Consider the following 25,079-nt stretch of genomic DNA (forward strand, 5'->3'; position numbering starts at 1 on the left):
AACCAGGTATGAACAAAAACAAAGTCCTGAAAAGTTCTGTTCTGCCCTTGGCGCTGTGTCTCACGACGATGACTTTCTCACCAATGTTGGTGTCGAAGGCTATTGCTGAGGTTCAGAATGTACAACAGGGAGAACTTGTTAAAGGTACAATTGTCGACGAGACTGGTGAGCCTATTATTGGTGCCACAGTTTTGGTCGTAGGTGGTAGTAGTACGCAAGGTACAGTTGCCGATATGGATGGTAATTTCTCCATAAAGGTGAAGCCTGGCGCAAAGCTGAAGATTTCCTATATTGGATTCGCAGATCAGGTTGTTCCAGCCAAGAATGGTATGAAAGTAACCATGAAGGAGGGTGGAGCTGTCAGCTTGAATGCAGTAGAGGTGGTGGCTTATGGTGTGCAGAAGAAGGTAACTATGACGGGTGCCATCTCCAGCGTGAAGAGTGAGGATTTGGTCCGCACTTCCGTAGGTTCTGTCAATAACGTGCTCGGTGGTCAGCTTTCGGGTGTGACAACCGTACAGTATTCTGGTGAGCCAGGTAGCGATGCCGCAGAGATTTTCGTTCGTGGTAAGGCTACTTGGGGCGATTCGCAGCCTCTTATCCAGGTGGATGGTGTGGAGCGAACCATGGCAGATATTGACCCAAATGAAATCGAGAGTGTTACCGTTTTGAAGGATGCTTCTGCCACTGCCGTGTTCGGTGTTCGTGGTGCCAATGGTGTTGTCCTTATTACTACCAAGCGTGGTGCTCAGGGCAAGGCCAAGATCAACGTCTCAACATCCTGGACCGCTCTTGCTCCTACCAAGATGGTGGAGCAGGCTAGTTCTTACGAGTATGCCAACTTCTATAATCAGATGTCTCTGAATGATTATTGGATGCGTGCAAACAAAAGTGTGGCAATTGGTAAATATCCAAGTTTGGATGCATATACTGCTGAGCACACTTTCTCTAACAGTTTCTCTGATGGCATCATTCAGAAGTTTGCCACTGGCTCAGACCCTATCCGTTTCCCAAGTACCAAGTGGGCTGATTACATCATGAAAGATGTAACTCTTCAGCAGCAGCACAACTTGAATATCTCGGGTGGAACTGATCGTGTGAAGTACTTTATCTCTGCAGGTTATTACTCTCAGGATGGTCTTTTCAAAGAGTTTGGTGCAGGATACAACTATGGTTATCAGTATCATCGTTTCAACTACCGTTCTAACCTCGACCTCAAGGCAACCAAAACTACAACCTTGTCGTTCAATGTGGCAGGTAACGTGAGCAATGCTGATAAGCCTTATACGGGTTCAGGTGCTGCCGGATTGATTAAGCAGATTTATTATGCAACCCCATTCTCCAGTCCTGGTATCGTGGATGGTAAGATGGTTTATTGTACCGCCGACTATGATGATCAGAAGTTGCCGTTCGTAGGTAATGCAGGTATGGGTTACTATGGCAATGGATTCATGCAGACCAATATCAATAAGATTCAGATGGACCTCGTTCTCGACCAGAAACTTGACTTCATAACCAAGGGATTGAGTTTCAAGGCAAAGGGATCTTATAACTCTGCCTATACCATTAATAAGCAGGGTAAGAGCGTCGTGGCTTCATTCAATCCGCTCATACAGTATGAGAAAGACGATCAGGGTCAATTCATCTTGGATGCAGAAGGTAACAAGAAAATAATCTTAAATGCTGATGGTACACCATATATTGTATATCGTCAGAATGGCAATGATACAGATCCTTCTTATTCTGCATCTCAGGATAAGGCACGTGACTGGTACTTGGAGGGCAGCTTCAACTATTCTCGTGTATTCGATAAGCATACCGTTAATGCACTGCTCCTTTACAACCAGTCGAAGCAGTATTACTATTCTAAAAGTTCTTATCCAGATGTACCTCGTTCTTACGTAGGCCTTGTGGGTCGTGTTACTTACGACTATGCCAGCCGATATATGGCAGAGTTCAACATGGGTTACAACGGCTCGGAGAACTTTGCGCCAGGCAGACGCTTCGGTGTCTTCCCAGCAGGTTCTGTGGGATGGATTCTCAGCGAGGAGAAGTTCTGGAAGCCAATTTCCAAGGTGGCATCTTTCTTCAAGATCCGTGCATCTTGGGGTCTCGTTGGTAACGATAAGACCAAGGATGCTATCCGATTCATGTATCTCGCCGATCCATATATTACGGGCAGCTATGGCTTGACTAACAATATGAGCAACTGGGCAGATTCCTATGGTTATCTCTTCGGTAACGCACAGTCGGGTACCGTTCAGGGAACCTCTTCTATAGCTGGTGCATACGAGTCTATCAAGAACAACCCTGATATTGGTTGGGAGAAGGCGTTCAAGCAGGATTATGGTTTCGACCTGTATTTCTTCGGCGACCGCTTTAAGACAACTTTCGATTATTATCGTGAGCATCGTACCGATATCCTTGTTCGTGATGAAACTGTTCCTTCAACCATCGGTTTCACCATGCCTTATACCAATGCAGGTGAAACGAAGTCATGGGGTTGGGAGCTTTCGCTCGGTTACAATGATAAGATAGGTAAGGACTTCCGCTTCTGGGGCAAACTGAATCTTTCTTACAACCAGAATGAAATCGTAGAGATGAAGGAGGAGCCTAAGAAGAATGAATATATGATGGCGAGGGGTCATCGTATCGGTGCCCGTTCTATGTATAAGTTCTGGAAGTATTACGAGGGCGAACAGACCAAGGTAGAGTATGAGAAGACATTCGGGCAGCCATTCCCAGCGCAGTTGAAGGATTACCTTATGCCTGGAGATTGTGTATATATCGATCTTGATGGCGATGGTAAGATAAATCCTAATGATAAGACTCGTGACAATGGTTATACGGATGATCCTGAGTACATGGCAGGTTTGACACTTGGTTTTAACTACAAGCGTCTGACCTTCAACATGCAGCTCACGGGTGCATGGAATGTAAGCCGTTATATCACCGATGTGTTCCGTCAGCCATTCTACTGTTCTTCCAATACAACCCAGGGTGGACTTCTTTCATACCATGTTAACAACACATGGACACCAGGAAGCTATGAGTCGCAGAATGCACTATATCCACGTGCCACTTGGGATAATGCCGAGCAGAATTATACAGAATCTGACCTTTGGGAGAAGGATGCCAAGTATCTTCGTCTGAAGACAGTCTCTTTGTCATACGATTTCATAAATCCAGCTTTCAAGAAGATTGGTATGCACAAGTGCGAGGTAACCCTTTCGGGCTATAACCTCCTTACCTTTACTCCTTATAAGTGGGGTGACCCGGAGACCAGAGCTTCTAATGCTCCATCTTACCCATTGCAGCGCACCTACACCATTAGTTTGAATGTAGGCTTCTAATCAAATGGTAATGTAAATAAATGAACTAAGAAACAATGAAACATAATATACTATTACATAGTGCAGTAGCAATGCTCATGGCAGGTGCAGCGTTTACCGCTTGTACTGATACCATTGCCGTGGGTGATGCCTCTCTTGATAAGGCTACCAGTTCTACTGCCACTATCGACTCTGTATTCCAGAATGCAGAATATACACGTGAGTTTCTTGTAGGTATCTACTCCAAGCAGTATTATGGCTTACCTTATTATAATGGTGGAACCAATATGCCTCATGCGGGTAACCCATATACTGGTAAGTTTGATGCACTCACCGATTGCTGGCATGATTTCTTTAATGGACCTGCCGTTTATACAAAGTACTATACAGGTTCTCTGACTGCCAATGTTGACCGTTCGGATGGTTTGGATGGTCCGCTTTATTCATACGACAAGGAATATCAGTGGAAGTCGATTCGTGCTGCCCAGATTTTCCTGGCTAATGTAGATCGTGCTCCTGAGGCTGATATGCCTCAGGAAGAGAAGAATCGCTTGAAGGCTGAAGCCCGTTGTCTGATGGTTGATGCCTTTTTCAATACCTTCCAGCATTTTGGTGGCATTCCTATCATGGATCATCCTTTGGAAACTAGTGAGGTGAGCGGACAATTCCCTCGTAAGACGGTAGAGGAGTGTGTGAATTGGATGGTAGATGAACTTGACCAGGCTATTGCCGAGAGTGCTTTGCCATGGCAAGCCACGGCTACAATGAACGGTCGTTGGACCAAGGCCGGTGCGATGGCTTTGAAGTGCAAGGTCTTGCAGTTTGCTGCCTCTCCTTTGCTGAATCCAGAAGATGGAAAGTCGTATTATGATGGTGCTTCTGATGAGGTGAAGCCATACATCATGTACACTGATGCTTCTAAGTATCAGGAACGTTGGGATGCCTTTGCCAAGGCTTGCGATGATTTCTACAACAAGTTGCAGCAGGAAGGCAAGTATCAGCTGGAGGAAGCTAATATCCCTGCCAAGGTTACTAAGGCAGACGAGAAGGTAGCTTATTATCGACTGGCTTATCGTCGTGGTTATTATCTCAATGCTTCTACAGAGGTATTGCACTCAGTGCGTGTACAAGGTAATGATATGACGGGTGCAGGCCGTTATTGCTGGCACTCTTGGTATTCTAAGACTGTGCCACGTAATGCTTATTGCCCTACACAGGAGTATGTGGAGAAGTTCTCTTGGAACGATGGCGAGCCATTCAACTGGGATAATGCTGCTAAGAAGACCTATAAGAGCCAGGCTACTGAGCCAGACTCTACCATGGTATATCATAAGGATGGAAGCTTTACCGTGAATGTGACGAACTTCGTAACCAATAAATATACAGGTGCGATTTCCCGCAACAAGAAGTCTCTGCATACCATGTTCGTGGATGGTACTGTACCTGCTGGTAGCCGACAAGTTACTACAACGCTTACCCGTGATCCACGCTTGTATGAAGAGTGCATCGTGAATGGTCAGAACATGAACCTCGACTGGACAACAGCTTCCATGACAGGTTATCCTTGGGAACTTTGGTATGGTGGTAATGATGGTGGTACTGGTGTCTTGACCCAGCAGAATACCATGTTTGGTTCTGGTTACGGATTCAACAAGTATTATCTGGGAGCAGGTGGTTATCCTACAGACGATTCCGGTGATTCCTATCGTTTCCCAACCCAGTGGGTTGCCTTGTCATTGCCTGAGTTCTACCTGCAGTATGCTGAGGCTCTCGTGAAGCGCAGCAATAAGAATGTGGCTAAGGCTGTAGAGATGGTGGATAAGGTTCGCTCTCGTGTAGGTCTTCCTTCGATGGCTAAGGTATGGACAAATTCTACATTCCGAAAGGCAAAGGACTACACTGCAACTACTGCTGAGGCTGCCCTGAATACAACTGTAACTCTGGGCAATGGTGCAACTTCTAATGAGTTTATGGAGGAACTTCTCGATGAGCGTGTGCGTGAGTTGGGTCTTACCAATGCCCGCTGGTTCGATATGGTTCGCCTGAAGCGTACCGATTGGATGACCAAGCAGCTCCATGGCTTGATGCAGTATCGCCTGATTCAGACTAGTGATGGTTTCCAGAGCCGTAATGCAGCCTGGGTAGGAGCAGACCGTGAGAATGACCCTTCATCAACACAGCCTCAGTTCTTCTTGAGTTGCGTCAAGACAATTACTGCCAACAGCCGTTACCTTTGGAATAAAGATCCTAAGAGTAATGAGGTGAAAAAATGGCTGCTTGACCCACTTCCACAGGCAGAAATTAATAAGAATTATGGTCTTGTTCAGAATCCTGGTTGGGAGTAATGAACTCTTTGGGACTAACAAACTAAAATGAATTTGTATATGAAAACAAAGAATATATATATGTTGTCATTGCTTGCAGGCATGAGCCTGCCTGCAATGGCGCAGCAGGACATCGTGGACTCTGTGGCATATAAAGACCAGACTGTTGATGTGGGTGCCAATCATACCTTCACCCGTGAGCAGTCAACTTCTGCTGTCAGCGTCATCACCAGCAAGGATGTCAACAAGCGTGGCGCACGCAACATTGGTAACAATATCTTGGGTTCAGGTTCTGGTCTTGTAGGCCTTGATGGCGCAGGCTTGTTTCATGCCCAGAATCCTACTTTCTATATCCGTGGCGTTCAGTCATCAAGTGGCAGCACTCCTCTTTTCATTGTAGATGGAGTGGAGCGTGCCATTGAGAATGTAGTAGCTGAGGATGTGGAGAGCGTATCTATCCTGAAGGATGCAGCCGCTACTGCTCTCTATGGTTACAAGGGTGCCAATGGCGTAGTTCTGATTACTACCAAGCATGGTAAGTACAACACCCAGTCGATTACAGCATCTTACGACCATGTGTTCTCTTTCCTGACCAATAAGCCTAAGATGGTAGATGCAGCTACATACGCAATGGCTGTCAACGAGGCTTACCATAACCAGCACCAGAACCTGGACGGTAATGATGTTTATGGTTCAAATGTCATCAATGCCTATAGAGATGGTTCCAATCCGCTCAATTATCCAAATGTAAACTGGGCTGATGAAACTTTCCGTAATGTATCAAACAACGATCGTTTCAACATCGAGTTCAAGGGTGGTACCAATAACTTCCGTTATTATACCAACGTGCAGTTGCTCACCAACAAGGGATTCATCAAGAATTTCCAGAACGACGGTTATTCTACACAGAATAAATATACCCGCGGAACCTTGCGCTCTAACATGGACATCGACTTAGGTCCTAAGACCAAGTTGCATACCCATTTGTATGGCTTGCTGACAGAACAGTCGCAGCCAGGAGCTCAGGCTGATCTTTGGAGTATGATTTACAAGGTACCAGCCAATGCCTTCCCAGTAAAGGTTTCAGAAACAGTATGGGGTGGTAATTCTGTATATACTACGAATAACCCAGTGGCTCAGAGCCAGGGCGCTGCCTATTACAAGAACCACCAACGTGCTCTTTATGCTGATCTGGTGTTGAATCAGGATCTCTCTTCCATCACCGAAGGATTGAGTGCACAGGCTCAGTTGGGTTACGATACCTGGTCGAATGTATATGAGGACCATTCCAAGACTTATCGTTACAGTTTCTACGAGGTACCAACCAATGGTGATGTGATAGCTGATGGTCAGGCAAAGATGTCTTCTGTGTTGGGTACCGACTCAAACATGGGAACTGGTTCTAACAACAACAACTGGATTCGCCGCTGTGTATGGAATGCAGCCATCAATTATGATAGAACTTTTGCAGAGAAGCACAATGTGTATGGACAGTTGAAGTACGATTACGAGTACAACGACAAGACGGGTACCAACACCACCGTTTACCGTCACAATGTATCTCTCTTCGCCCATTATGGTTTCGATAGCAGATATCTCTTGGATGTAGCGCTCGTTGAGTCGGGTTCCAGCCGTCTGGCTCCTGGCAGCAAGTGGGCTTTCTCTCCAAATGTTTCTGCAGCATGGAATCTCTCTAATGAGGCATTCATGAAGAACGTGAACTGGGTTGACTTTCTGAAGTTGCGTGCATCTTGGGGTAACCAGTCACTCGACGTGCTCCCTGGCGATAACGTATGGACCTATTACGATCAGTTTTATCTGATGAATGGTAATTCTTATCCGTTTGATGCCACTTATACTGGTACTCAATGGGGTAATACTTATCTCGGAACAGCACGTACTCAGGGACTCGGCCATGAGCAGTCTAGCAAGTTCAACGTAGGTTTCGATGCCACTCTCTTTGGCAGTTTGAATATTTCTGCTGATTACTATTACCAGCACCGTTACAACATCTGGTATTCTACAGCAGGCAGCTATTCAGGAGTCTTCGGATTGGACGCTCCTTATGAGAATGTAGGTATCATCAACCAGAAGGGCTTTGAGGTTTCTGCTGATTACAGCAAGAAACTCAACAAGGATCTCACCATCAGTTTGGGTGCATCCATGACATTGAACAAAACCATCGTTGAGGAGCAGGCTGAGACACCGCAGCTCTTTGCCAATACCTCTTCTACAGGTAAGCGATATGGTCAGGCTTTCGGTTATGTAGCCAATGGCTTCTTCCAGAAGAGCGATGACCTGAATGGCGATGGAGTGATTTCTGCCGCAGAAATGAAGCAGTTGGGTTATCCTGTGCAGAATTTTACTACGGTTTATCCTGGTGATATCAAGTATGTGGATCTGACTGATGACGGTAAGATTGATACCAACGACCGCAAGGCGATAGGTTACAGCACTACAGCGCCAGACCTCTATTACAACTTCCACCTGGGTGTGGAGTATAAGCGACTGGGTATCGATGCGATGTTCCAGGGAGTAGGCAAGTGGACCGGATTCATGACCACCAATGGTCTGTACCGTTCGGCTGTGGCAAGCAACACTTTGTCGCAGTATCTTTACGAGAACTCCTGGTCTGCAGAGCGCAACAATACAGAGAATGCCAAGTTCCCACGTCTTTCAGCAACAAGCAATGCCAACAACAATACAAACAATACGCTTAATATGTTTGACCGCAGCTACCTGAAGCTCCGCTATGTTGAGATGTATTACTACTTGCCAGAGGCATTGTTGGAAAAGGCTGGTTTCATCAGTAACGTGAAGTTGTATGTACGTGGTACCGACCTCTTTACAGCTGATCATCTCGATAAGGCAGATGCTGCAGCATACGGCACAACGCAGCCTCTTACCAGAAGTCTTCAGCTTGGAGCTGCAGTAACATTCTAAATTTAAGGAATTACGATTATGAAAGTAAATAAAAAACTATTTTGCTTTGCATTGGCTGCTATGGCGTTGTCTTCTTGTAACATGGACTACAATGAATATACAGCTTACGACAAGGAGTATATACAGCGCTCATTCAGCTATGTGGGTGGATTGATGACCACGATATACACAGATATTGATACCGACTGGGGTAACCTTTCGGGTGCCATGCTCTCTTCTGCAACAGATGAGTCGGAGTATAGCCACGATGGTAACTCCGTGGAAGATTTCTTCAATGGCAACTGGAGTGCATCTAATGCACACCAGACCATCTGGTCTTCTGCTTATCAGGGCATCACCTATTGCAATGAGGTTATTGACAACTGGTCTAATCTGGAGTTTGACCAGTTCAAGCTCAATACCGATTACGAGAAGCAGATGTTTCTCTACAATAACTATCAGTATGAGGCTCGTTGGGCACGTGCTTACTTCTATTTCACCCTGGTTCGCCAGTATGGCGGTGTTCCTTTCAAGGACCATAATACCACAGGTACAGAAGAAACAGCTCTGCCACGCACCAGTTCTGATGACATCTTCAACTTCATCATCAAGGAGTGTGATGACATCAAGGATAAGATTATCGAAGACTATGCCGGTAAATCGGATATGATTCTTTCTAAGGCAGAAACCGGTCGTGCTAATAAGTATGCAGTTCTTGCCTTGAAGGCTCAGGCAGCCCTCTATCATGCTTCACCTCTCTTCACCCAGGGTAAAACCGATGAGGAGAAGAAGAATCTCTGGGCTATCGCTGTGGCTGCCAACAAGGAACTGATTGATGCGGCTGAGGCTAAGGGTTATGGTTTGGCTACCAACCTGGAAGATCTTTGGGGTAAGGAATACTATTCAAATGTTTCCAGCACTAAGGAGATTCTCTTTGCCCGTCGTACTGCATCATCCAATACCTTCGAAGGCTACAACTTCCCTGTTGGTTATTCATCTGGCCAGGGTGGCAACTGTCCAACCCAGGACCTTGTAGATGCTTTCGAATGTACCGATGGTAAGAGTATTTCAGAGAGTCCTCTCTATGATGCGAATGATCCATACGCTAACCGCGATCCTCGACTTGCCAAGACTGTTGTTGTGAATGGTGAGGCATGGCCTAACGATTTGGCGGCTTACAATAGCGAGTATCCAACCATCGAGACCTATGTAGGAGGTCACCATTCCCGTACAGGTAATGCCGCTGGTAAGTCATACGCTACTTCCACCGGTTACTATCTGAAGAAATTCTGTAATGCCGATCAGATTCTCCGTGCCCGTTCTGGTTATGCGGTTACTACTTCACCTCACGGATGGTTGACCTTCCGTATGGGTGGCATGTATTTGAATTATGCTGAGGCTCTATATCAGTATTTCAAGGCTAGCGGCAGCGGAAATGCAGCTGATGCAAGTGGTGCAGTAGAATATAAGGATGCAGAAGGCAATGCGCAGAGTATTACTGTTCCTGCCACTCAGACCGCAGCCAAGATGGCAAGCAAGACCCGTGAGCGTTCAAGCATGCCTGCTTTCGCTACAGGTATGACCAACGATGAGTTCTGGGCTGAGTATAAGAATGAGCGCCGCGTGGAGCTTGCCTTCGAGGGACACCGTTTCTACGACGTGCGTCGCTGGATGGAAGATGGCGATAAGTTCATGAACATCCACCGCATGGAAATTACCAAGAACGAGGATGGTACCTTTACTTATAAGAAGGTGGCTGTGACTCGTGGTGATGGACAGTGGCAGAGTAAATGGAATCTCTTCCCATTCAACCAGACAGAAATCATGAAGTCGGGTGGTGCCATTACCCAGAATCCTGGATGGTAATCCTCCTGCTTCCCAGAAGAACAAAGATTTTGAATCTCCTGTCAGAAATCATTTCGCCCACCTTCGGGTGGGCAGATGATTGGGGATAAGGGCAAAATATTAAATACAAATTATAAACAACTAAACGTTTTAACAATGAAAAAGTTTACTTTTATTGCAATGCTTTTGGCTGTATTCGCAATGACAGCAAAGGCTCAGGTGATGGACAAGTACTTCTTCAAGGTGCCAACTGATAAGATGTCTGCTGGATGGATTATCCAGGATGCAGGCAACTTCGCTTCAACACCAGGTAAGGAGTATCTTGAGGTGCAGAACAAGAAGAATGGTGGACGTATGCTCAACTATTTCTGGAATGAGGCTGCATGGGCTGGTGTAGATCCTGCTACTCTTCCTAATCACACCTACAAGTTCACCATGGACTTGAACATGTCTAACATGGCTGCCCGTGCAGACATGGAGTTTACGCTTCTTCCTGTAGGTATCTGTACTCCTACTGATAATCGTGTTAGTACTCATAACTATCACTGGTATAAGGTTAACGACGGTGATGACTATTTCTTCCGTTGGAGAGTGGGCGAGAAGCCTGCTGCCGCTAATGGTGACTTTACTATTTGGATTAACGAGGAGCCAACAGCAAAGAACGACTGGAATCAGACTACAGAGGAGACTCTTACTCTCTCAAGCCAGAAAACTTACAAGTTTGCTGTAGTTATCAATACAGCAGCTAAGACTGCAACTTACTCTATCGCAGATGAAGAAGGTACAGTTCTGAAGACAGGTGTTCACAACTATACTTGTGAAGAGAATCGTGCCGGTATCTTCGTGTTCGGTATGAACGGTACTTCTACACACCAGCTCTCTAACATCGGTCTTTCTTATGAGGCTGAAGGTCCATTCGCTCAGGAGCCTTCTGTAGATTTGTTTGCAGCTATAGGCGAGCAGCGCGCTTATTACGTAACATTCCCAGAGGGTCATACCTTGCATTGGATCCAGCTCGGTGATGCTGAAGGTCTCGATGGTACTGCTTATGCAGATGAGGAGGAAGTTGCGGTTAGTTATAGTGATGCAACTGATACCCGCGAGATGGAGACCAGCGGTGATGGTGGTTCTAAGATCATCTTCTGCAACAAGTCTGGTCAGTTGAAGGTTTGGACAACTCTTGAGGACAATGAAGAGAAGAAGTCTAACGAGATTGTAAATGATGTAGTTTGCGAGCAGATTACCATGCCTACACCATCTGCTTCAATTGTTAACGTAGAAGAGGGCTACAAGAAGGTTTATAAGATTGTGGCTGATAACTCTGAGACTTTGATGAAGCCTACAGTTACTATCCACTATAAGAAGACTGTTGATGGTGTAGTAGAGGAGAAGAATATCTTGACTGGTGAAACTATCACATTGGATGGTAAGGGAACTTTGGAACTTTACTCTTTCGATGGTACACACCCTGTAGAGATGCCTTGGTATGCTCCATCAGAGAAGGTTACTGTAGAAAACGATGTTGAGTACGTTGTAGCTGAGAACAAGAATTATGCTTGGACTAAGGAGGAATGCGATGCTGCAAAGGCAGGCTTCTCTGTAACAGAGATTGTTGATAATGCCAACAAGTCACACTGGGATCGTGCTTATTCAACCCAGATGTATGGTTATGATGCAAATGGTAATGCTACTGCTTGTACAGAGGCTGATGCTGCTAACTATGTAACTACCAAGTCGGGTCATGGCTTCTATGATATGGCATGTATCGGTACTGATGATGCTAAGTGGAATGTTCAGGTTCCTGAGGATGCAACAACAGCATTCGCTCCATTGGCACCAACTGCAGATTTTCTTGCCAACTCTAAGTATGTAGCTTCTGCATGGAGCATCTTCCCACTCGAGGGTATCGTTTACTACAACACAGCAGTTACAAATGCTACTGTAACTCTCGACCCTAAGTACACTTCTGACGATGCTAGCAAGCCAAACTTCTACATCGTTCACACTCGTGGTGGTTACGACCGTCCTGACAAGGGTGATTGTAATGCAACTACAGTTTGTGTAGCAGGTGAGAACTTCAACCTCTATCGTTACGATACAGCTCTCTGCGATGTAAAGGTTATGACTTATAAGGGCTTTACTCCTAACACAACAGGCATCTCTTCAGTAAATGCTGCTGAGGTTGCTGCTCCTGCAGTTAAGAAGATGATGACAAAGGATGGTCTCGTAATCGTTAAGGGTAACAAGACATTCTCTTTGTCTGGTGCTCAGATGAAGTAATCTCGAAATTACGATAACATAAATAAAAAAGGGTGCAGCAATGCACCCTTTTTTAGTTCTTAGATGCTGCTTTTATCAAAAAATAAAGTAAATAATCAGATTTTATGGATGATACTTCATTATTTATGTGTATCTTTGCCACCAATTAAAGAAGAATAAACAAGCAACATAATAACCTACGATTATAATGAATAAAAAATTACTTGCAACATCAGCTTTGGCTTTGTTGGTTAGCATGGGTGCAAACGCCCAGCGATTCACCGATAAGCTAGACCGTGGCTTGGTGGCAGTGAAGACCACCAAGGGTGTCTATTGCTCATGGCGTATTCAGGCCGATGAGTATTACGATGTGAAGTACAATCTCTATCGAGATGGTACAAAGGTAAACGCTGAACCATTGGATGTATCTAACTTTACGGATACTTCTGGTTCGGAAAGTAGTCAATATACCGTGAAGGCGGTATTGAATGGAGTAGAGCAGCAGGCTTCTAAGGCTGCTACTGTATTCAAGAGCAATTATAAGGAAATCAAGATTAAGCACGATGCATCGCTTAAGGCTACTTATGAGCCTAACGATGCCTGCTGCGCCGATGTGGATGGTGATGGTGAGGTGGAAATCCTGATGAAGTTCAACAATAAGGAGGAAGGTGAACAACTCTATCCAAAAAATGGACCAACCATCAATGGAGTGGCAACCAAGGAGTATTCCATGCTGGCTTGCCTGAAGCAGGATGGTACCGTGCTCTGGTGGGTAAACTGTGGCCCTAACATGGGTGACTTCCAGAACAACGAGCAGAACATTGTTGGCTACGACTGGGATATGGATGGCAAGGCTGAAGTCGTAATGCGACTCGAAGAAGGCTCTACTGTCCACATGGCAGATGGTACCACTTATACCATTGGTGCCAATGGTAAAAATGGTTCTTCATGGACTAACTACCGTGAGCCAAAGGGTTCGGGTTCCGTAGAATGGTTTACCCATTATGGCAAGGAGTTCCTCTGGTATTGCGAAGGTGCTACCGGTAAGCCATACCAGTGCATCGAGTTCCCATTGAAGCGTCTGGAAGATGGAGAAACAGATTTGAAGGCAGCTTGGGGTGATGGCTATGGTCATCGCAGCAGCAAGTACTTTTTCGGCGCTCCTTATCTGGATGGCAAGCATCCAAGCATCTTCCTGGGACGTGGTATCTATACCCGCCACAAGTTCATCGCATACGATGTGGATCCAAAGACCCACGATTTGAAGGTTCGCTGGAAATGGACCAACAACCAGCCGGGTTCTCCTTGGTATGGTCAGGGTTACCACAACTATATCGTTGCCGATGTGGATTGGGATGGACGTGATGAGATTGTATGGGGTTCTATGGTGATTGATGATAACGGCAAGGGACTCTCTACTACAGGTCTCGGTCATGGTGATGCCCAGCATATAGGAGATTTCAATCCTTATATCCATGGTCAGGAGATGTTCGCTTGTAATGAGGATAATCCATCCAACAATTATCGTGATGCAACAACCAGCAAGATATATTATCGAAAGACTGATACCAACGATGATGGTCGTTGCCTGGCAGGCAATTTCTATAATGATTTCCCTGGAGCTGTTGGTCATAGTGCACACGATACTCCTATCTCTACGGTCACAAATGATCATGTGAGTACCAATACCAATGGACTTAGCATGAACTTCCGTATTTATTGGGATGGTGATCTTCTGGAGGAGTGTTTTAATAATACAGAGGTAACTAAGCCTGGTGTGGGAACAATAGCTACTTTCCTTGGCGCTTATTCCAACAATAGTACCAAGGCAACACCTTGCTACCAGGGTGATATCTTTGGCGACTGGCGTGAAGAGGTTATCGAGCGAACAGCCGACAACAATATCCGCATCTACACCACCAATGAGCCAACTAAGTGGCGTAACTATTCTTTGTGGTACGATCATCAGTATCGCAATGGTATGGTATGGCAGCCTTGCGGCTACAATCAGCCACCTCATGTATCCTACTTCCTCGGCGAGTTGGAAGGTATCACCATTGCTCCTCCACCTCTCACCACCACAGGTCGAGAAGAGGTTGGTTCCTCTATTTCCAAGGCATTGGATGGCAAGCATGCTCTTCTCGCCACTACTGGCGATGCCACTGTAAGCGTGGCAGAAGGTGCTTCTCCTGCTATCTTTACCGACAATGCTCCTTCTTGGGTGCAGGGTACGGCTGCCAGCGAGTGCAGAACCAAGGATACAGAGATTAAATATACCTATTATACCCATACCTTGACAGGTGGCGCCTTTACTGGCGGCATGCGCCTGGTAAAACAGGGTGATGGTACTTTGGTCCTTCCTAATGTAAAGCAGACTTATACCGGCAAGACTGATGTCTGGGCAGGTACTTTGCAGTTTGACGGCACCATGGAAAGCAGTCCTGTATGGCTCAATCGCTTTGCTGAGTTGAACTCTAACGGCGGTAACTTCAAGGGTGGTATTAAGGCTGATTATGGTTCTGTGATTCGTCCTGGCGGTAAGGAGAATATCGGAACATTGACCACTTCTTCGCTCGATTTGGGCTTCGGCGCTCGTGTGGTATTCGATGCCAAGGATGGTAACGTAGATAAGTTGGTGGCTGACAAGATGAGCATAGAGAAGAAGTATTGGAAGAATGGACCACAGTATAATACTCCTGTCTTTGAATTCGCAACAGCTCCAGCACCTGGTACTTATACCTTGGCAGAGGTGGGTGAGCTGACTGGCAAACTTTCTGATATCGTTGTTGAGGGTCTTGATGGACATAAGTTCAGTCTGGAATATACAGATGGCAAGATTGTCTTGAATCTTTCTGATACCCGTGATAGCGAGAGCTGCGTATGGACAGGTGAGAAGGGTTCTGTCTGGGACTTAATGTCAACAGAAAACTTCAGTTCTTCTGACAAGATGTTCGTCACAGGCGATGAACTGACCTTCAATGATGATGCAGCAACAAGCAATGTAAGCATTGCAGAGGATGTGACTCCGGGAAATCTTTACTTCAAGAATGACAAGAAGGTTTATAGCCTTGCAGGTAAAGGCTCTATCTTGGGCGAAGGTTCACTGAATGTAGAGGGCACTGGAACAGTCTATGTCAAGAATACCAACAAGTATAGTGGTGGTACCAACATCAAGGGTGGAACCCTGATTCCAACAACCCTTGCCAATAAGGATGGTCTGGAATATGGTTCTTTGGGAGCCGCAGACAATACCATCACCTTGAGCAACACCGGTATCTTGAAGGTTACTAAAGGTATGACATCTTCTCATCCTATCGTGCTTGGCGAGGATGGCGGTGTCATCAATAATACAGGTACGCTGATTCTGAATGGCGGTATCAGGAAGGGTTCCGGCAAGAACCGTGACCTCTATAAGATGGGAGCCGGTACATTGCAGTTGAACAGTACTGCTGATTTTGATGTGCTCTACATCAACCAGGGTACAGTATATGACTTCCAGGATGGTCACTTCTCTGGTAAGACCATCGTATTGAATGGAAGCAAGGTAGTATTGCAGGCTTCCAACAGTATCTATAGCAGCAACTCGGATAATGTGAATATCGAGGTGCCTAAGGGTAAGTCGGGTATCTGGTATCCTGATGGACGTTGTGACTATACCGGTAAGTTGACCGGTGAGGGAACTATTGATATCTATGGCACTTGGATCCGCTGTCCTTTCAAGGGCGACTGGAGTAAGTTTGAAGGAACCATCAATGCAAAGCGTGGAAGCAAGAACGCTTACGAGCCAGTATTTGATTTCAACAACACTTATGGTATTCCTTTGGCAACGCTTAATGTTGATTCACGTTTTACTAAGGACTATGCTTTCTGTACTAACGGCAAGAGTTTTGCCATTGGTGCCTTGACAGGTTCCGGCTATATCAGTAATGGTGGAAACTTCGGATCGGGTGCCAATACGCTGACCATCGGTGGCAAGAACACGAACTTTGAGTTCAAGGGTTCTATCAATGGTAGCAATGTGGTGAAGAATGGTACGGGTATCTGGACCATCTCCAGTGAGAATGTACTTGCCAATGCCAAGTCGTTGAAGATTCTGGATGGAGTCGTGAAGTTGAACAAGGCTACTGCTACTTCTTCCATGACTGCTCCTACTGTTCTTTATGTACAGAACGAAGGTGAACTTCGTGGTGTGGGTTGCACATACGGTGTCAGCCTCCTGAAGGGTGGAATCTTGCGTCCAGGTAGCAATGCAGAAACAGCACAGACTAACAATACGGGTGTTATCAACATCTTGAAGAACCTGAATGCTATAGCTGGTTCCAGCATCTATGTCAATAAGACCAAGGCAGATTCTATCTCTGTAAATGCATATACCGGTTCTAAGTCTCTAGCATGGGCTTTCCTCAATGTTGGTGGAAATGCAGTTCTGAATGGTACTATCTATGTAACCTATAAGGATACTTGGACTCCAGCCGTTGGCGATTATGTTCGTGTACTCGATTGCGCGGGTTCTATCAGTGGTAATCCTACCTTCGAGCTTCAGGCACTTCCTGCCGGATTGGAGTGGGATACTACTCCGTTCCTCTCTACGGGTACTATCCGTGTGGCTGTTTCTACAGGCATCAAGGAGGTAGGTCTTGATGGTGGTTCGTTCAAGGCTGATGTTTATACCATCGGTGGATTTAAGCTGACCAGTCTCATGACTACCAAGGCTACCATGATGAGCGATTTGAAGAATCGCGGTCTTGCTGCCGGTACTTACATTGTTCGTACTGCTCAGGGTGGAATCAAGATTACATTGAAGTAATGATGATTACATAAAGGTAATACAATAATAAGGATATAAAAAAACTCCCTTGCCCACAAAAGCAAGGGAGTTTTTTTTATATCCTTATCTCAAGTTTCTAGAAGTCGAGGGTGATTCCCTTTTCATCTATCTTCTTGTATTTCTTTCCGTTTACGGTTACGTTCTTTGAGTTCTTGGCATCAAAGGTATGGGTCTTGGCGCTTACCTTGATGTTCTCCAGGGTTACACCCTCGGTGCGGTTGATTACGATGCCCTGCTCGGCATTGTTCACCTCCATGTCCTTGATACTGATGTTCTGTACTGGCATCTCTGGCAGGCCGTTGAAGTAGGCTGCACGGCGGGCACCGCGGCAGATTACATGGTTGATGTCGATGTTGCGGAAGGCTGGGGTTGTCTCATCCACCTTCTTCATATCTACCACTTGCTGCTTCTTCTGGTCGCCATCGTTCAATACTTCCACAGCCGATTTGCCGCCATAATAGAGGTCGAAGGTAATCACATCGGTCTGGATATCAAACATAGACATATCCTTGATGTAGATATTCTCAACCACGCCGCCTCTGCCACGGGCACTCTTGAAGCGCAAACCTACGTCGGTACCGAGGAACTGGCAGTTGGTTACAATCACGTTCTTCACGCCGCCGCTCATCTCGCTACCTACCACGAAGCCGCCATGACCCTTGAATACGGTACAGCCGTCAACGATGACATTCTCGCAAGCTACGCCGCGGTTTCTGCCGTCGGCATCCTTGCCGCTCTTGATGCAGATGCCGTCATCGCCCACGTCGAAGGTAGAGTTCACGATGAGAGAGTTCTTGCAGGATTCCAGGTCCAGACCATCGCCGTTCTGTGCGAAAGAAGGGTTGCGAACCAATACATCTTCAATCAATACGTTCTCACACATCAGTGGATGGATGTTCCAGGCTGGAGAGTTCTGGAAGATGACTCCATTGAGCCATACGTTCTTGCAACTGATGAGGCTCACCATTACTGGGCGCAGGTAATCCTTCACCTCGTTCCAACCTTCCTCTGTAGTGATGCCGAGAGGCACGTTCATGCCGGCACCTTTTGCGTCAGCCTTGAGTGCTGCCTCTGATGGGAACCAGTAGTTTGGGTTCTTGAAGGCACCGCCACGGGATGTAATCGCCTTCCACTGTGCCGAAGTAACCTTAGCCTTCTTCAAAGGACGCCAGTACTCGCCGTTACCATCGATAGCTCCCTGACCCGTGATAGCCACGTTCTCCAGATTACGTCCTGAGATAGGCGACTGGCAGCGACGGGTGTCAAGACCCTCGAACGAAGTCTCCACGAGAGGGTAGAGGTTTACGTCTGCCGAGAAGAGGATGATACCACCTTTTTCTATATGCAGGTTGATGTTGCTCTTCAAGGTGATAGGACCGGTGAACCAGACACCCTGAGGTACGACGAGCTTGCCGCCGCCTTTCTGAGCCAAGGCATCGATGGCTTTTCTGAATGCGTCGGTGCAGAGGGTAGAACCGTCGCCGATGGCACCGAAGTCCTTCAGATTGACCTCATTGCTTGGGAACTGTGGTCGAGTTACTTTCTCCATCTTGAACGGGAGATTCTCATAGAGTGCATCATAGTTGTTGATGTCTGCTGCCTGGATTCCGAGAGCCAGTACACAGGCATAAACAAAACTGAATAATTTCTTCATGAATGTTACTTTGTTTATTTGGGTTTATTATATAGAGTTTCTTACTTAATAGTTTCCTTTTGTGTGCAAATATAGAAATATTATTTTGATTTTCCAAATCAAAGTGTAGAATAGAGGGTGGAAAACATCGTAAACGTTTTCGAAACAGCCAATTGAATGCTTTTTTGGCTTTTCTTTTTATTTTTCTGCCAATAAGTTTCTTTATCTCAAAAAGTTTGCTTATTTTTGTAGTCGAATAGTGAATGCAATAGTTCGTTAATAATTCAATAATGTGCTAAGCAGCTATACGCTGTAAGCACGAGAGATCTTTGAAAATCTTGCTAATTAAAGTTCGGTTCGGGGTGTACCCGCTTGCTTTAAAAATTCGTTTCACCAGATAAATATTGGTCATCAGTGACTTGAATGAAGACATAGAATATTCCATTCCCATCTCCTTCATAGTTACCTTGGCAACATTTAGTGATGTGAACGAAGCATTGAAAGCAAAATCGAGTTTCCACTTATCGCGAGCCTGGCAGTCCATAAGACCAGTATAGCCTTTGGCGTCACGAAAGCAAAATTCGATCTGGAACCTGGTTCTATAATAAAGAAGTACTTCTTCACCCGAAAGTGAGGTGTCTGTAGAGAAGAATAGTTTCTTCTTGCCATTCGGCATCTGCCAGATGACAAGTCTAACTTTACACCTGAGTGCCTTGGAATAGGCTATCAAAGTATAAGCTGTTCCTTCTATATCTTTCATCTCCATCTTCTCCATTCGAGTGAGGTCAAGATTCTTCATATCAATCTTGCCATCCTTGGTCTTGGGGCGACCACGTTTTCCAGTACGTGGACCAGCATAGACATAAAAGAGACAAGCATTGTCACGAAAGCGGCTTATCAAAGAGAACCCTTCTTTCTTTATCCCATTAACAAATGTACTTGTAGAGAAGTAAGCATCTGCAACTATGAGGGTTGAGAGTTTAAGAAGTTCCTTGCGGTAACGCTTAATGACGCTGATATAGAAATCTACCATAGTCTTGTTTCTAAGACTCAGTTCTTTATTACTTAGCGACTGGTGTGCTTTTAACATCATGCAGTCTTTGGCATCAATATCAATGAGGCCAATACCCATGATTTCGAGACCATGTTTAACAGACTGTGCACATCCCGACCAAAAACGACCGATATGTGGAGTCTTCTTGCCAGCTTTGCTGATGTAGCTGGGATCAATGGCAATAGCCCATCTTCCCTGTTTACCAAAGAAGCGCTTGGCAAGTGAGACATTAAGTTTGAGCCAGTCAATGCTTTTCGACTTTTTTAAGCCGAATGCGTTGCGATAGGTTTGCTCAACATGCGAGCCATACCTCCCCATTTGGGTGAAATTTATCTTTCTTGGTATTACCATGAACAAAATTATCACCTCGATGAGTATTTTCTCGAAACTTTTTGTTAACTTTGCAGCCGAATCTTCAACTGCATCTTTAAAGATATCCATATATTGGTCAAGTCCTGTATTCATATAATTTTGCGTTTGTCGTGATTTGCAAAGTTACTGAAAATCAGCGACTTGACCAACTTTCTATAGTTCCTTAATTCCGCAACACTATAGTTTAACATTATTTATAAGTGCCTGAGCAACAAAAAGTTGCCCAGGATTTTGCCATGTCAGAATTTTCACTTACCTTAGTGTTGCGAAAAGAAGACAAGCAAAACTCTAATATGACATGGCAAAGATACAAATAAAATCTGAGAAACTCACTCCTTTTGGAGGAATTTTTTCTATTATGGAGCAATTTGATGCTCTTTTAGCTCAAACCATAGATTCCACCTTGGGATTGAGATGCACTATGTTTGGTTATCAATATAGCGAAATTCTACGCTCTCTGATGTGCGTATATCTTTGTGGCGGCTCATGTATTGAGGATGTTACAACTCACTTGATGAAACATTTGTCTCTTCATCCAACTCTTCGCACTTGCAGCGCAGACACCATATTGCGTGCTATCGAAGAACTGACTTGTAAGAACATCACCTATAAATCTGCTTCTGGCAACTCCTATGATTTCAATACTGCAGACAAGATGAACTGCTTATTGATCAAAGCCCTGCTTGCTACTGGTCAATTGAAATCCGGTCAAGAGTATGATTTTGACTTTGACCATCAGTTCATTGAAACAGAGAAGCATGATGCAAAACCAACCTACAAGAAGTTCCTGGGCTATAGTCCAGGTGTGGCAGTCATTAACGACATGATTGTCGGTATTGAAAATAGAGACGGCAACACAAACGTGCGCTTCAACCAAAGAGAGACTTTGGAAAGAATCTTCAAGCGACTGGAGGCATCAGAAGTATATATATCCCGTGCCCGCATGGATTGCGGCTCATGCTCGGAGGAAATCGTAGATATGGTAGAGGCTCATTGCAGGCATTTTTATATTCGTGCCAACAGATGCTCTTCCTTCTACGATTCCATGTTTGCCTTGACTGGATGGAAAACTGTTGAAATCAACGGTATTGAATTTGAGCTGAATTCCATCCTTGTTGAGAAATGGAAAGGAAAACCGTATCGTCTTGTCATACAGAGACAAAGGCGAATAGATGGAGACCTTGACATTTGGGAAGGCGAATATACCTACAGATGTATACTGACTAACGATTACAAGTCGAGTGCAAGAGACATCGTGGAATTCTACAATCTTCGTGGTGGCAAGGAACGCATCTTCGATGACATGAACAATGGCTTTGGCTGGAATCGATTGCCAAAATCGTTCATGGCACAGAATACTGTATTCCTGCTTATGACAGCTCTCATCAGAAACTTCTACAAAGCTATTATGCAGAGATTGAAAACCCATGAATTTGGATTGCGTGCCACCAGCAGAATCAAGACCTTTGTTTTCAAGTTCATCTCTGTTCCTGCGAAATGGATTAAGACATCACGTAGGCATGTATTGAATATTTACTCAGACAACAATGCTTATGCCAACCTGTTCAAGACAGACTTTGGTTAAAGACCATGCTTTTCTGGTTAAACCAGCGTATTACCTCAAGTCGCTTTATGGGGTAAGGGGATTTTGTGTCTGCGACATTTCTGTTGTGCAAGAAATATGTACAATAAAATGAATTTTGTCGCTTTGCAAGCAAAATCCCACTAAACCCTATAGGTTGCGGATTTGAGGTAGTTAAGTTTTCATAAGCATTTCTTAATATAAGTTATTGATTTACAGACGATTAAATATTAATTTAACGCAGTATTGTGAATGAATATAAACGTGAATAATATAAATTAGCTTTAGATGAAAAGAACTTTTCTGCTTTTGGTTTGCATCCTGTGCGCTTTGATACCTATGAGCGCACAGAAGGTCATCAGTGCCAAGGTGGCTGGTGTCATTTATGAGGCTTTGTCGGATAGTACGGCAAAGGTTACTGGCTGGGAACATAAATCTACCAGTCTTTCAATTCCTTCTTCTTTGAAGATAAAGGGCAAGATACGTAAGGTGGTTGCCATCGCTCCCCGTGCTTTTGCCAAGGACGAACAGGGTTCCATCACCGACATCGTGCTTCCTAAATATCTGGTAGAGATTGGCGAGGAGGCCTTCAAGGGTTCTGACGTTACCTCTATTCTGATGCCTAACACGGTGAAGAACCTGGGTACTCATGCCTTTGAGGACTGCAAGAAACTGAAGGAGGTTACCCTGTCTTCTTCGCTCACTCTGATTCCGATGGCTGCCTTCCGTGGATGTGATGCTTTGCAGGAGCTGCAGGTGCCTGCTTCTGTAACCAAGATTGCTGACCTGGCTTTCGAGGCGAGCGGCTTGAAGGAGATGGAACTCCCGATGGGCGTGGAGACCGTTGGCGCGGGTGCATTCTACAACTGCCAGCAACTGGAGAAACTGGCATTCCCTAACAGTTTGAAGAAGTTGGGTGTATGCTGTTTCCTTTACTGCAACAAGTTGAAGAGCCTCACCTTGCCCGACCAGAAGCCAAGAAGAATGCAGCCTTCTGCCAATATCGATAAGAACTTGCCTGATGACAACAGTTTGGGCATCAAGGGACCAGCCCTGACCGATGTGAGAAGCAATTCTTCTGCATCCTGTCCTAACTATGCCGTGAAGGACATCCTGAGCATGACCAAGGAGTATCCTGAGTTCCCATATAACTCCAGTCCTTTTGCCCGTCAGAATCTGCGCAGGATAGTGAAGTCGTTCAGCTATTTCGCTTTCGATATGGTAAACAGCCGAATGGCGGATTGGCAGAAGAAGAAGGATTACGAAACTGCCCAGCAGTGGAAGGAGCGTGTAACTCCTGAAAACCGTGAGAAGAAGCTCGATGAGGTGATTGACAATGTGCGCAAGAACTACATTGCTGCCTATACCACCAATATGGTGAAGGGAAACTTGGGCGTATATGATACCGATTATGGTACTTACCCGGTTTCCATTGATGGCTTGGGACGCATCTATGCCAAGGTGCCTGCCGAGGAGGCTGATCTCTTCAAGGGATATTGGAACCAGATTCAGCTTGAACCTCAGTATGGTGTGATAGACGACCAGCTGGCTATCCTTTCCTGCCAGTTTAAGTTGGGCGATAAGGTTTATCAGTCGGCTTCCAGCTACAAGAACGATGGTTCCAGCGAGTTCCTTGCCAATCTTCCTCCATTGGAGATAGATTTGCATGGTGGTAGTGCAGCCAGAACCGCGAACTCTCAGTTGGAAGTAGTGGATAATGCGCTCGACATCAATATTCCTGAAACCAACGAGGAGAACAAGAAGACCTTTGCCGTGATTATCGGTAACGAGAATTACGAGCGTGTCACCAAGGTGAAGTACGCCTTGAACGATGCCAAGGTGTTCGCTTCCTACTGCAAGAAGACCCTGGGTCTCCCTAAGGAGAACATCCGTGTGTATCGCGATGCAACATTCGGTACGATGCTTTCAGCCTTAGACGACATCAAGAGCATTGCTTCTGCCTTCGAGGGCGACCTGAATGTCATCTTCTATTATGCCGGTCATGGTGTGCCAAGCGAATCAGACAAGGCTGCTTACCTGCTTCCTGTGGATGCCAGCGGTCAGAACACAGAGGTATGTCTGAGCACCAAGCGACTGTATGATACGCTTGATGGTCTCCATGCCAAGCGGGTATTGGTGTTCATGGATGCCTGCTTCAGTGGTGCCCAGCGTGGCGATGGTATGTTGGCATCGGCTCGTGGTGTGGCGTTGAAGGTGAAGCAGGATGCGCCAAAGGGCAACATGGTGGTATTCAGTGCTGCTACGGGCGACGAGACTGCTTATCCATATAAGGAGAAGGGACATGGTCTGTTCACCTATTATCTGTTGAAGAAGTTGCAGGATACCAAGGGAGATGTAACCTTGGGCGAGTTGAGCGAGTATGTGAACAAGGAGGTGCGCCGCCAGTCGGTGGTCATCAACCATAAGAGCCAGTCGCCAACGGTGGTTCCTGCCGATGGTATGAATGATTGGAGCAATATCAAGTTGCGATAAGATTTCCAGAAAGAAAAAACAAAAAACAAAAAACAAAAAAAGAGCCGCAAGTTGAAGAACTTGCGGCTCTTTGTACCCAGACCCGGGATCGAACCGGGATGGGTTGCCCCACTGGTGTTTGAGACCAGCGCGTCTACCGATTCCGCCATCTGGGCGATGGTGTTTGCAAAGGAAAGAGCCGCAAGTTGAAGAACTTGCAGCTCTTTGTACCCAGACCCGGGATCGAACCGGGATGGATTGCTCCACTGGTGTTTGAGACCAGCGCGTCTACCGATTCCGCCATCTGGGCGATTGCGGGTGCAAAGGTACAAATAAAAATTGAAATAACAAACTTTTTGGCTGTTTTTTTTCGAAAAAAGATATTTAGCTTGGAAAAAATACTAAAAATGTGTTGTATTTGTCCTATCTTTATTAAATTCTTTCAAAATATTTGGT

Annotated in this window: 10 protein-coding genes and 2 tRNA genes; 8 read left to right on the forward strand and 4 right to left on the reverse strand. The window is 45.5% G+C overall.

Translation table 11 applies throughout. The features are described from left to right. The first annotated feature begins 8 nt into the window (after positions 1-8). The 6 genes from KUA49_RS15110 (at position 9) to KUA49_RS15135 (ending at position 17,489) form a co-directional block, all read left to right on the forward strand. Entirely contained in the window at positions 9-3,353 is a 3,345-nt protein-coding gene (locus tag KUA49_RS15110; protein ID WP_218413239.1) for a SusC/RagA family TonB-linked outer membrane protein, read from the forward strand. Between the two features lie 35 nt (positions 3,354-3,388). Continuing rightward, complete coding sequence (locus tag KUA49_RS15115; RefSeq protein ID WP_218413240.1) at positions 3,389-5,677, forward strand: RagB/SusD family nutrient uptake outer membrane protein; 2,289 nt, start codon at positions 3,389-3,391, stop codon at positions 5,675-5,677. A 39-nt stretch (positions 5,678-5,716) separates the two neighbouring features. After that, complete coding sequence (locus KUA49_RS15120; protein ID WP_218413241.1) at positions 5,717-8,599, forward strand: SusC/RagA family TonB-linked outer membrane protein; 2,883 nt, start codon at positions 5,717-5,719, stop codon at positions 8,597-8,599. An 18-nt stretch (positions 8,600-8,617) separates the two neighbouring features. Next, positions 8,618-10,444 carry a RagB/SusD family nutrient uptake outer membrane protein gene (locus KUA49_RS15125; RefSeq protein ID WP_218413242.1) on the forward strand — a complete coding sequence of 609 codons (1,827 nt, stop codon included), beginning with the start codon at positions 8,618-8,620 and terminating at the stop codon, positions 10,442-10,444. Positions 10,445-10,579: 135 nt separating this feature from the next. Continuing rightward, positions 10,580-12,703, forward strand: coding sequence for a hypothetical protein (locus tag KUA49_RS15130; protein ID WP_218413243.1), 2,124 nt, complete (start codon positions 10,580-10,582; stop codon positions 12,701-12,703). A 187-nt stretch (positions 12,704-12,890) separates the two neighbouring features. After that, positions 12,891-17,489: an autotransporter-associated beta strand repeat-containing protein gene (locus KUA49_RS15135; RefSeq protein WP_218413244.1), complete on the forward strand. Its 4,599-nt coding sequence runs from the start codon at positions 12,891-12,893 to the stop codon at positions 17,487-17,489. 97 nt (positions 17,490-17,586) lie between these two features. Here KUA49_RS15135 and KUA49_RS15140 read toward each other — a convergent pair whose 3' ends face one another. Both KUA49_RS15140 and KUA49_RS15145 read right to left on the reverse strand, forming a co-directional pair. Continuing rightward, positions 17,587-19,164, reverse strand: a complete 1,578-nt coding sequence (locus KUA49_RS15140) for a glycoside hydrolase family 28 protein (RefSeq protein ID WP_218413245.1) — start codon at positions 19,162-19,164, stop codon at positions 17,587-17,589. Between the two features lie 274 nt (positions 19,165-19,438). Continuing rightward, positions 19,439-20,662 (reverse strand): transposase, encoded by a 1,224-nt coding sequence (locus KUA49_RS15145; protein ID WP_153093847.1) that lies wholly within the window; start codon positions 20,660-20,662, stop codon positions 19,439-19,441. A gap of 205 nt (positions 20,663-20,867) precedes the next feature. On the opposite strand from KUA49_RS15145, the gene KUA49_RS15150 reads away from it, so the two are divergent. Then, a complete protein-coding gene (locus tag KUA49_RS15150; RefSeq protein ID WP_055235773.1) occupies positions 20,868-22,154 on the forward strand; it encodes an IS1380-like element IS942 family transposase in 1,287 nt (428 codons plus the stop codon). Positions 22,155-22,490: 336 nt separating this feature from the next. Beyond that, entirely contained in the window at positions 22,491-24,644 is a 2,154-nt protein-coding gene (locus KUA49_RS15155) for a leucine-rich repeat protein (protein ID WP_256624914.1), read from the forward strand. A gap of 73 nt (positions 24,645-24,717) precedes the next feature. On the opposite strand, the gene KUA49_RS15160 is transcribed toward KUA49_RS15155, so the two are convergent. Both KUA49_RS15160 and KUA49_RS15165 read right to left on the reverse strand, forming a co-directional pair. Beyond that, positions 24,718-24,799: transfer RNA gene (locus tag KUA49_RS15160), tRNA-Leu, on the reverse strand. A 52-nt stretch (positions 24,800-24,851) separates the two neighbouring features. After that, positions 24,852-24,933: transfer RNA gene (locus KUA49_RS15165), tRNA-Leu, on the reverse strand. Between the last annotated feature and the right edge of the window lie 146 nt (positions 24,934-25,079).

It is taken from the genome of Segatella copri, assembly GCF_019249655.2.
Classification (GTDB): domain Bacteria; phylum Bacteroidota; class Bacteroidia; order Bacteroidales; family Bacteroidaceae; genus Prevotella.

What these genes read in the sequence shown, in the direction of transcription:
- KUA49_RS15130 (WP_218413243.1), top strand. Translation starts at nt 10,580, where the DNA reads ATGAAAAAGTTTACTTTTATTGCAATGCTTTTGGCTGTATTCGCAATG.
- KUA49_RS15135 (WP_218413244.1), top strand. Translation starts at nt 12,891, where the DNA reads ATGAATAAAAAATTACTTGCAACATCAGCTTTGGCTTTGTTGGTTAGC.
- KUA49_RS15150 (WP_055235773.1), top strand. Translation starts at nt 20,868, where the DNA reads ATGGCAAAGATACAAATAAAATCTGAGAAACTCACTCCTTTTGGAGGA.
- KUA49_RS15115 (WP_218413240.1), top strand. Translation starts at nt 3,389, where the DNA reads ATGAAACATAATATACTATTACATAGTGCAGTAGCAATGCTCATGGCA.
- KUA49_RS15120 (WP_218413241.1), top strand. Translation starts at nt 5,717, where the DNA reads ATGAAAACAAAGAATATATATATGTTGTCATTGCTTGCAGGCATGAGC.
- KUA49_RS15110 (WP_218413239.1), top strand. Translation starts at nt 9, where the DNA reads ATGAACAAAAACAAAGTCCTGAAAAGTTCTGTTCTGCCCTTGGCGCTG.
- KUA49_RS15125 (WP_218413242.1), top strand. Translation starts at nt 8,618, where the DNA reads ATGAAAGTAAATAAAAAACTATTTTGCTTTGCATTGGCTGCTATGGCG.
- KUA49_RS15145 (WP_153093847.1), bottom strand. Translation starts at nt 20,662, where the DNA reads ATGAATACAGGACTTGACCAATATATGGATATCTTTAAAGATGCAGTT.
- KUA49_RS15155 (WP_256624914.1), top strand. Translation starts at nt 22,491, where the DNA reads ATGAGCGCACAGAAGGTCATCAGTGCCAAGGTGGCTGGTGTCATTTAT.
- KUA49_RS15140 (WP_218413245.1), bottom strand. Translation starts at nt 19,164, where the DNA reads ATGAAGAAATTATTCAGTTTTGTTTATGCCTGTGTACTGGCTCTCGGA.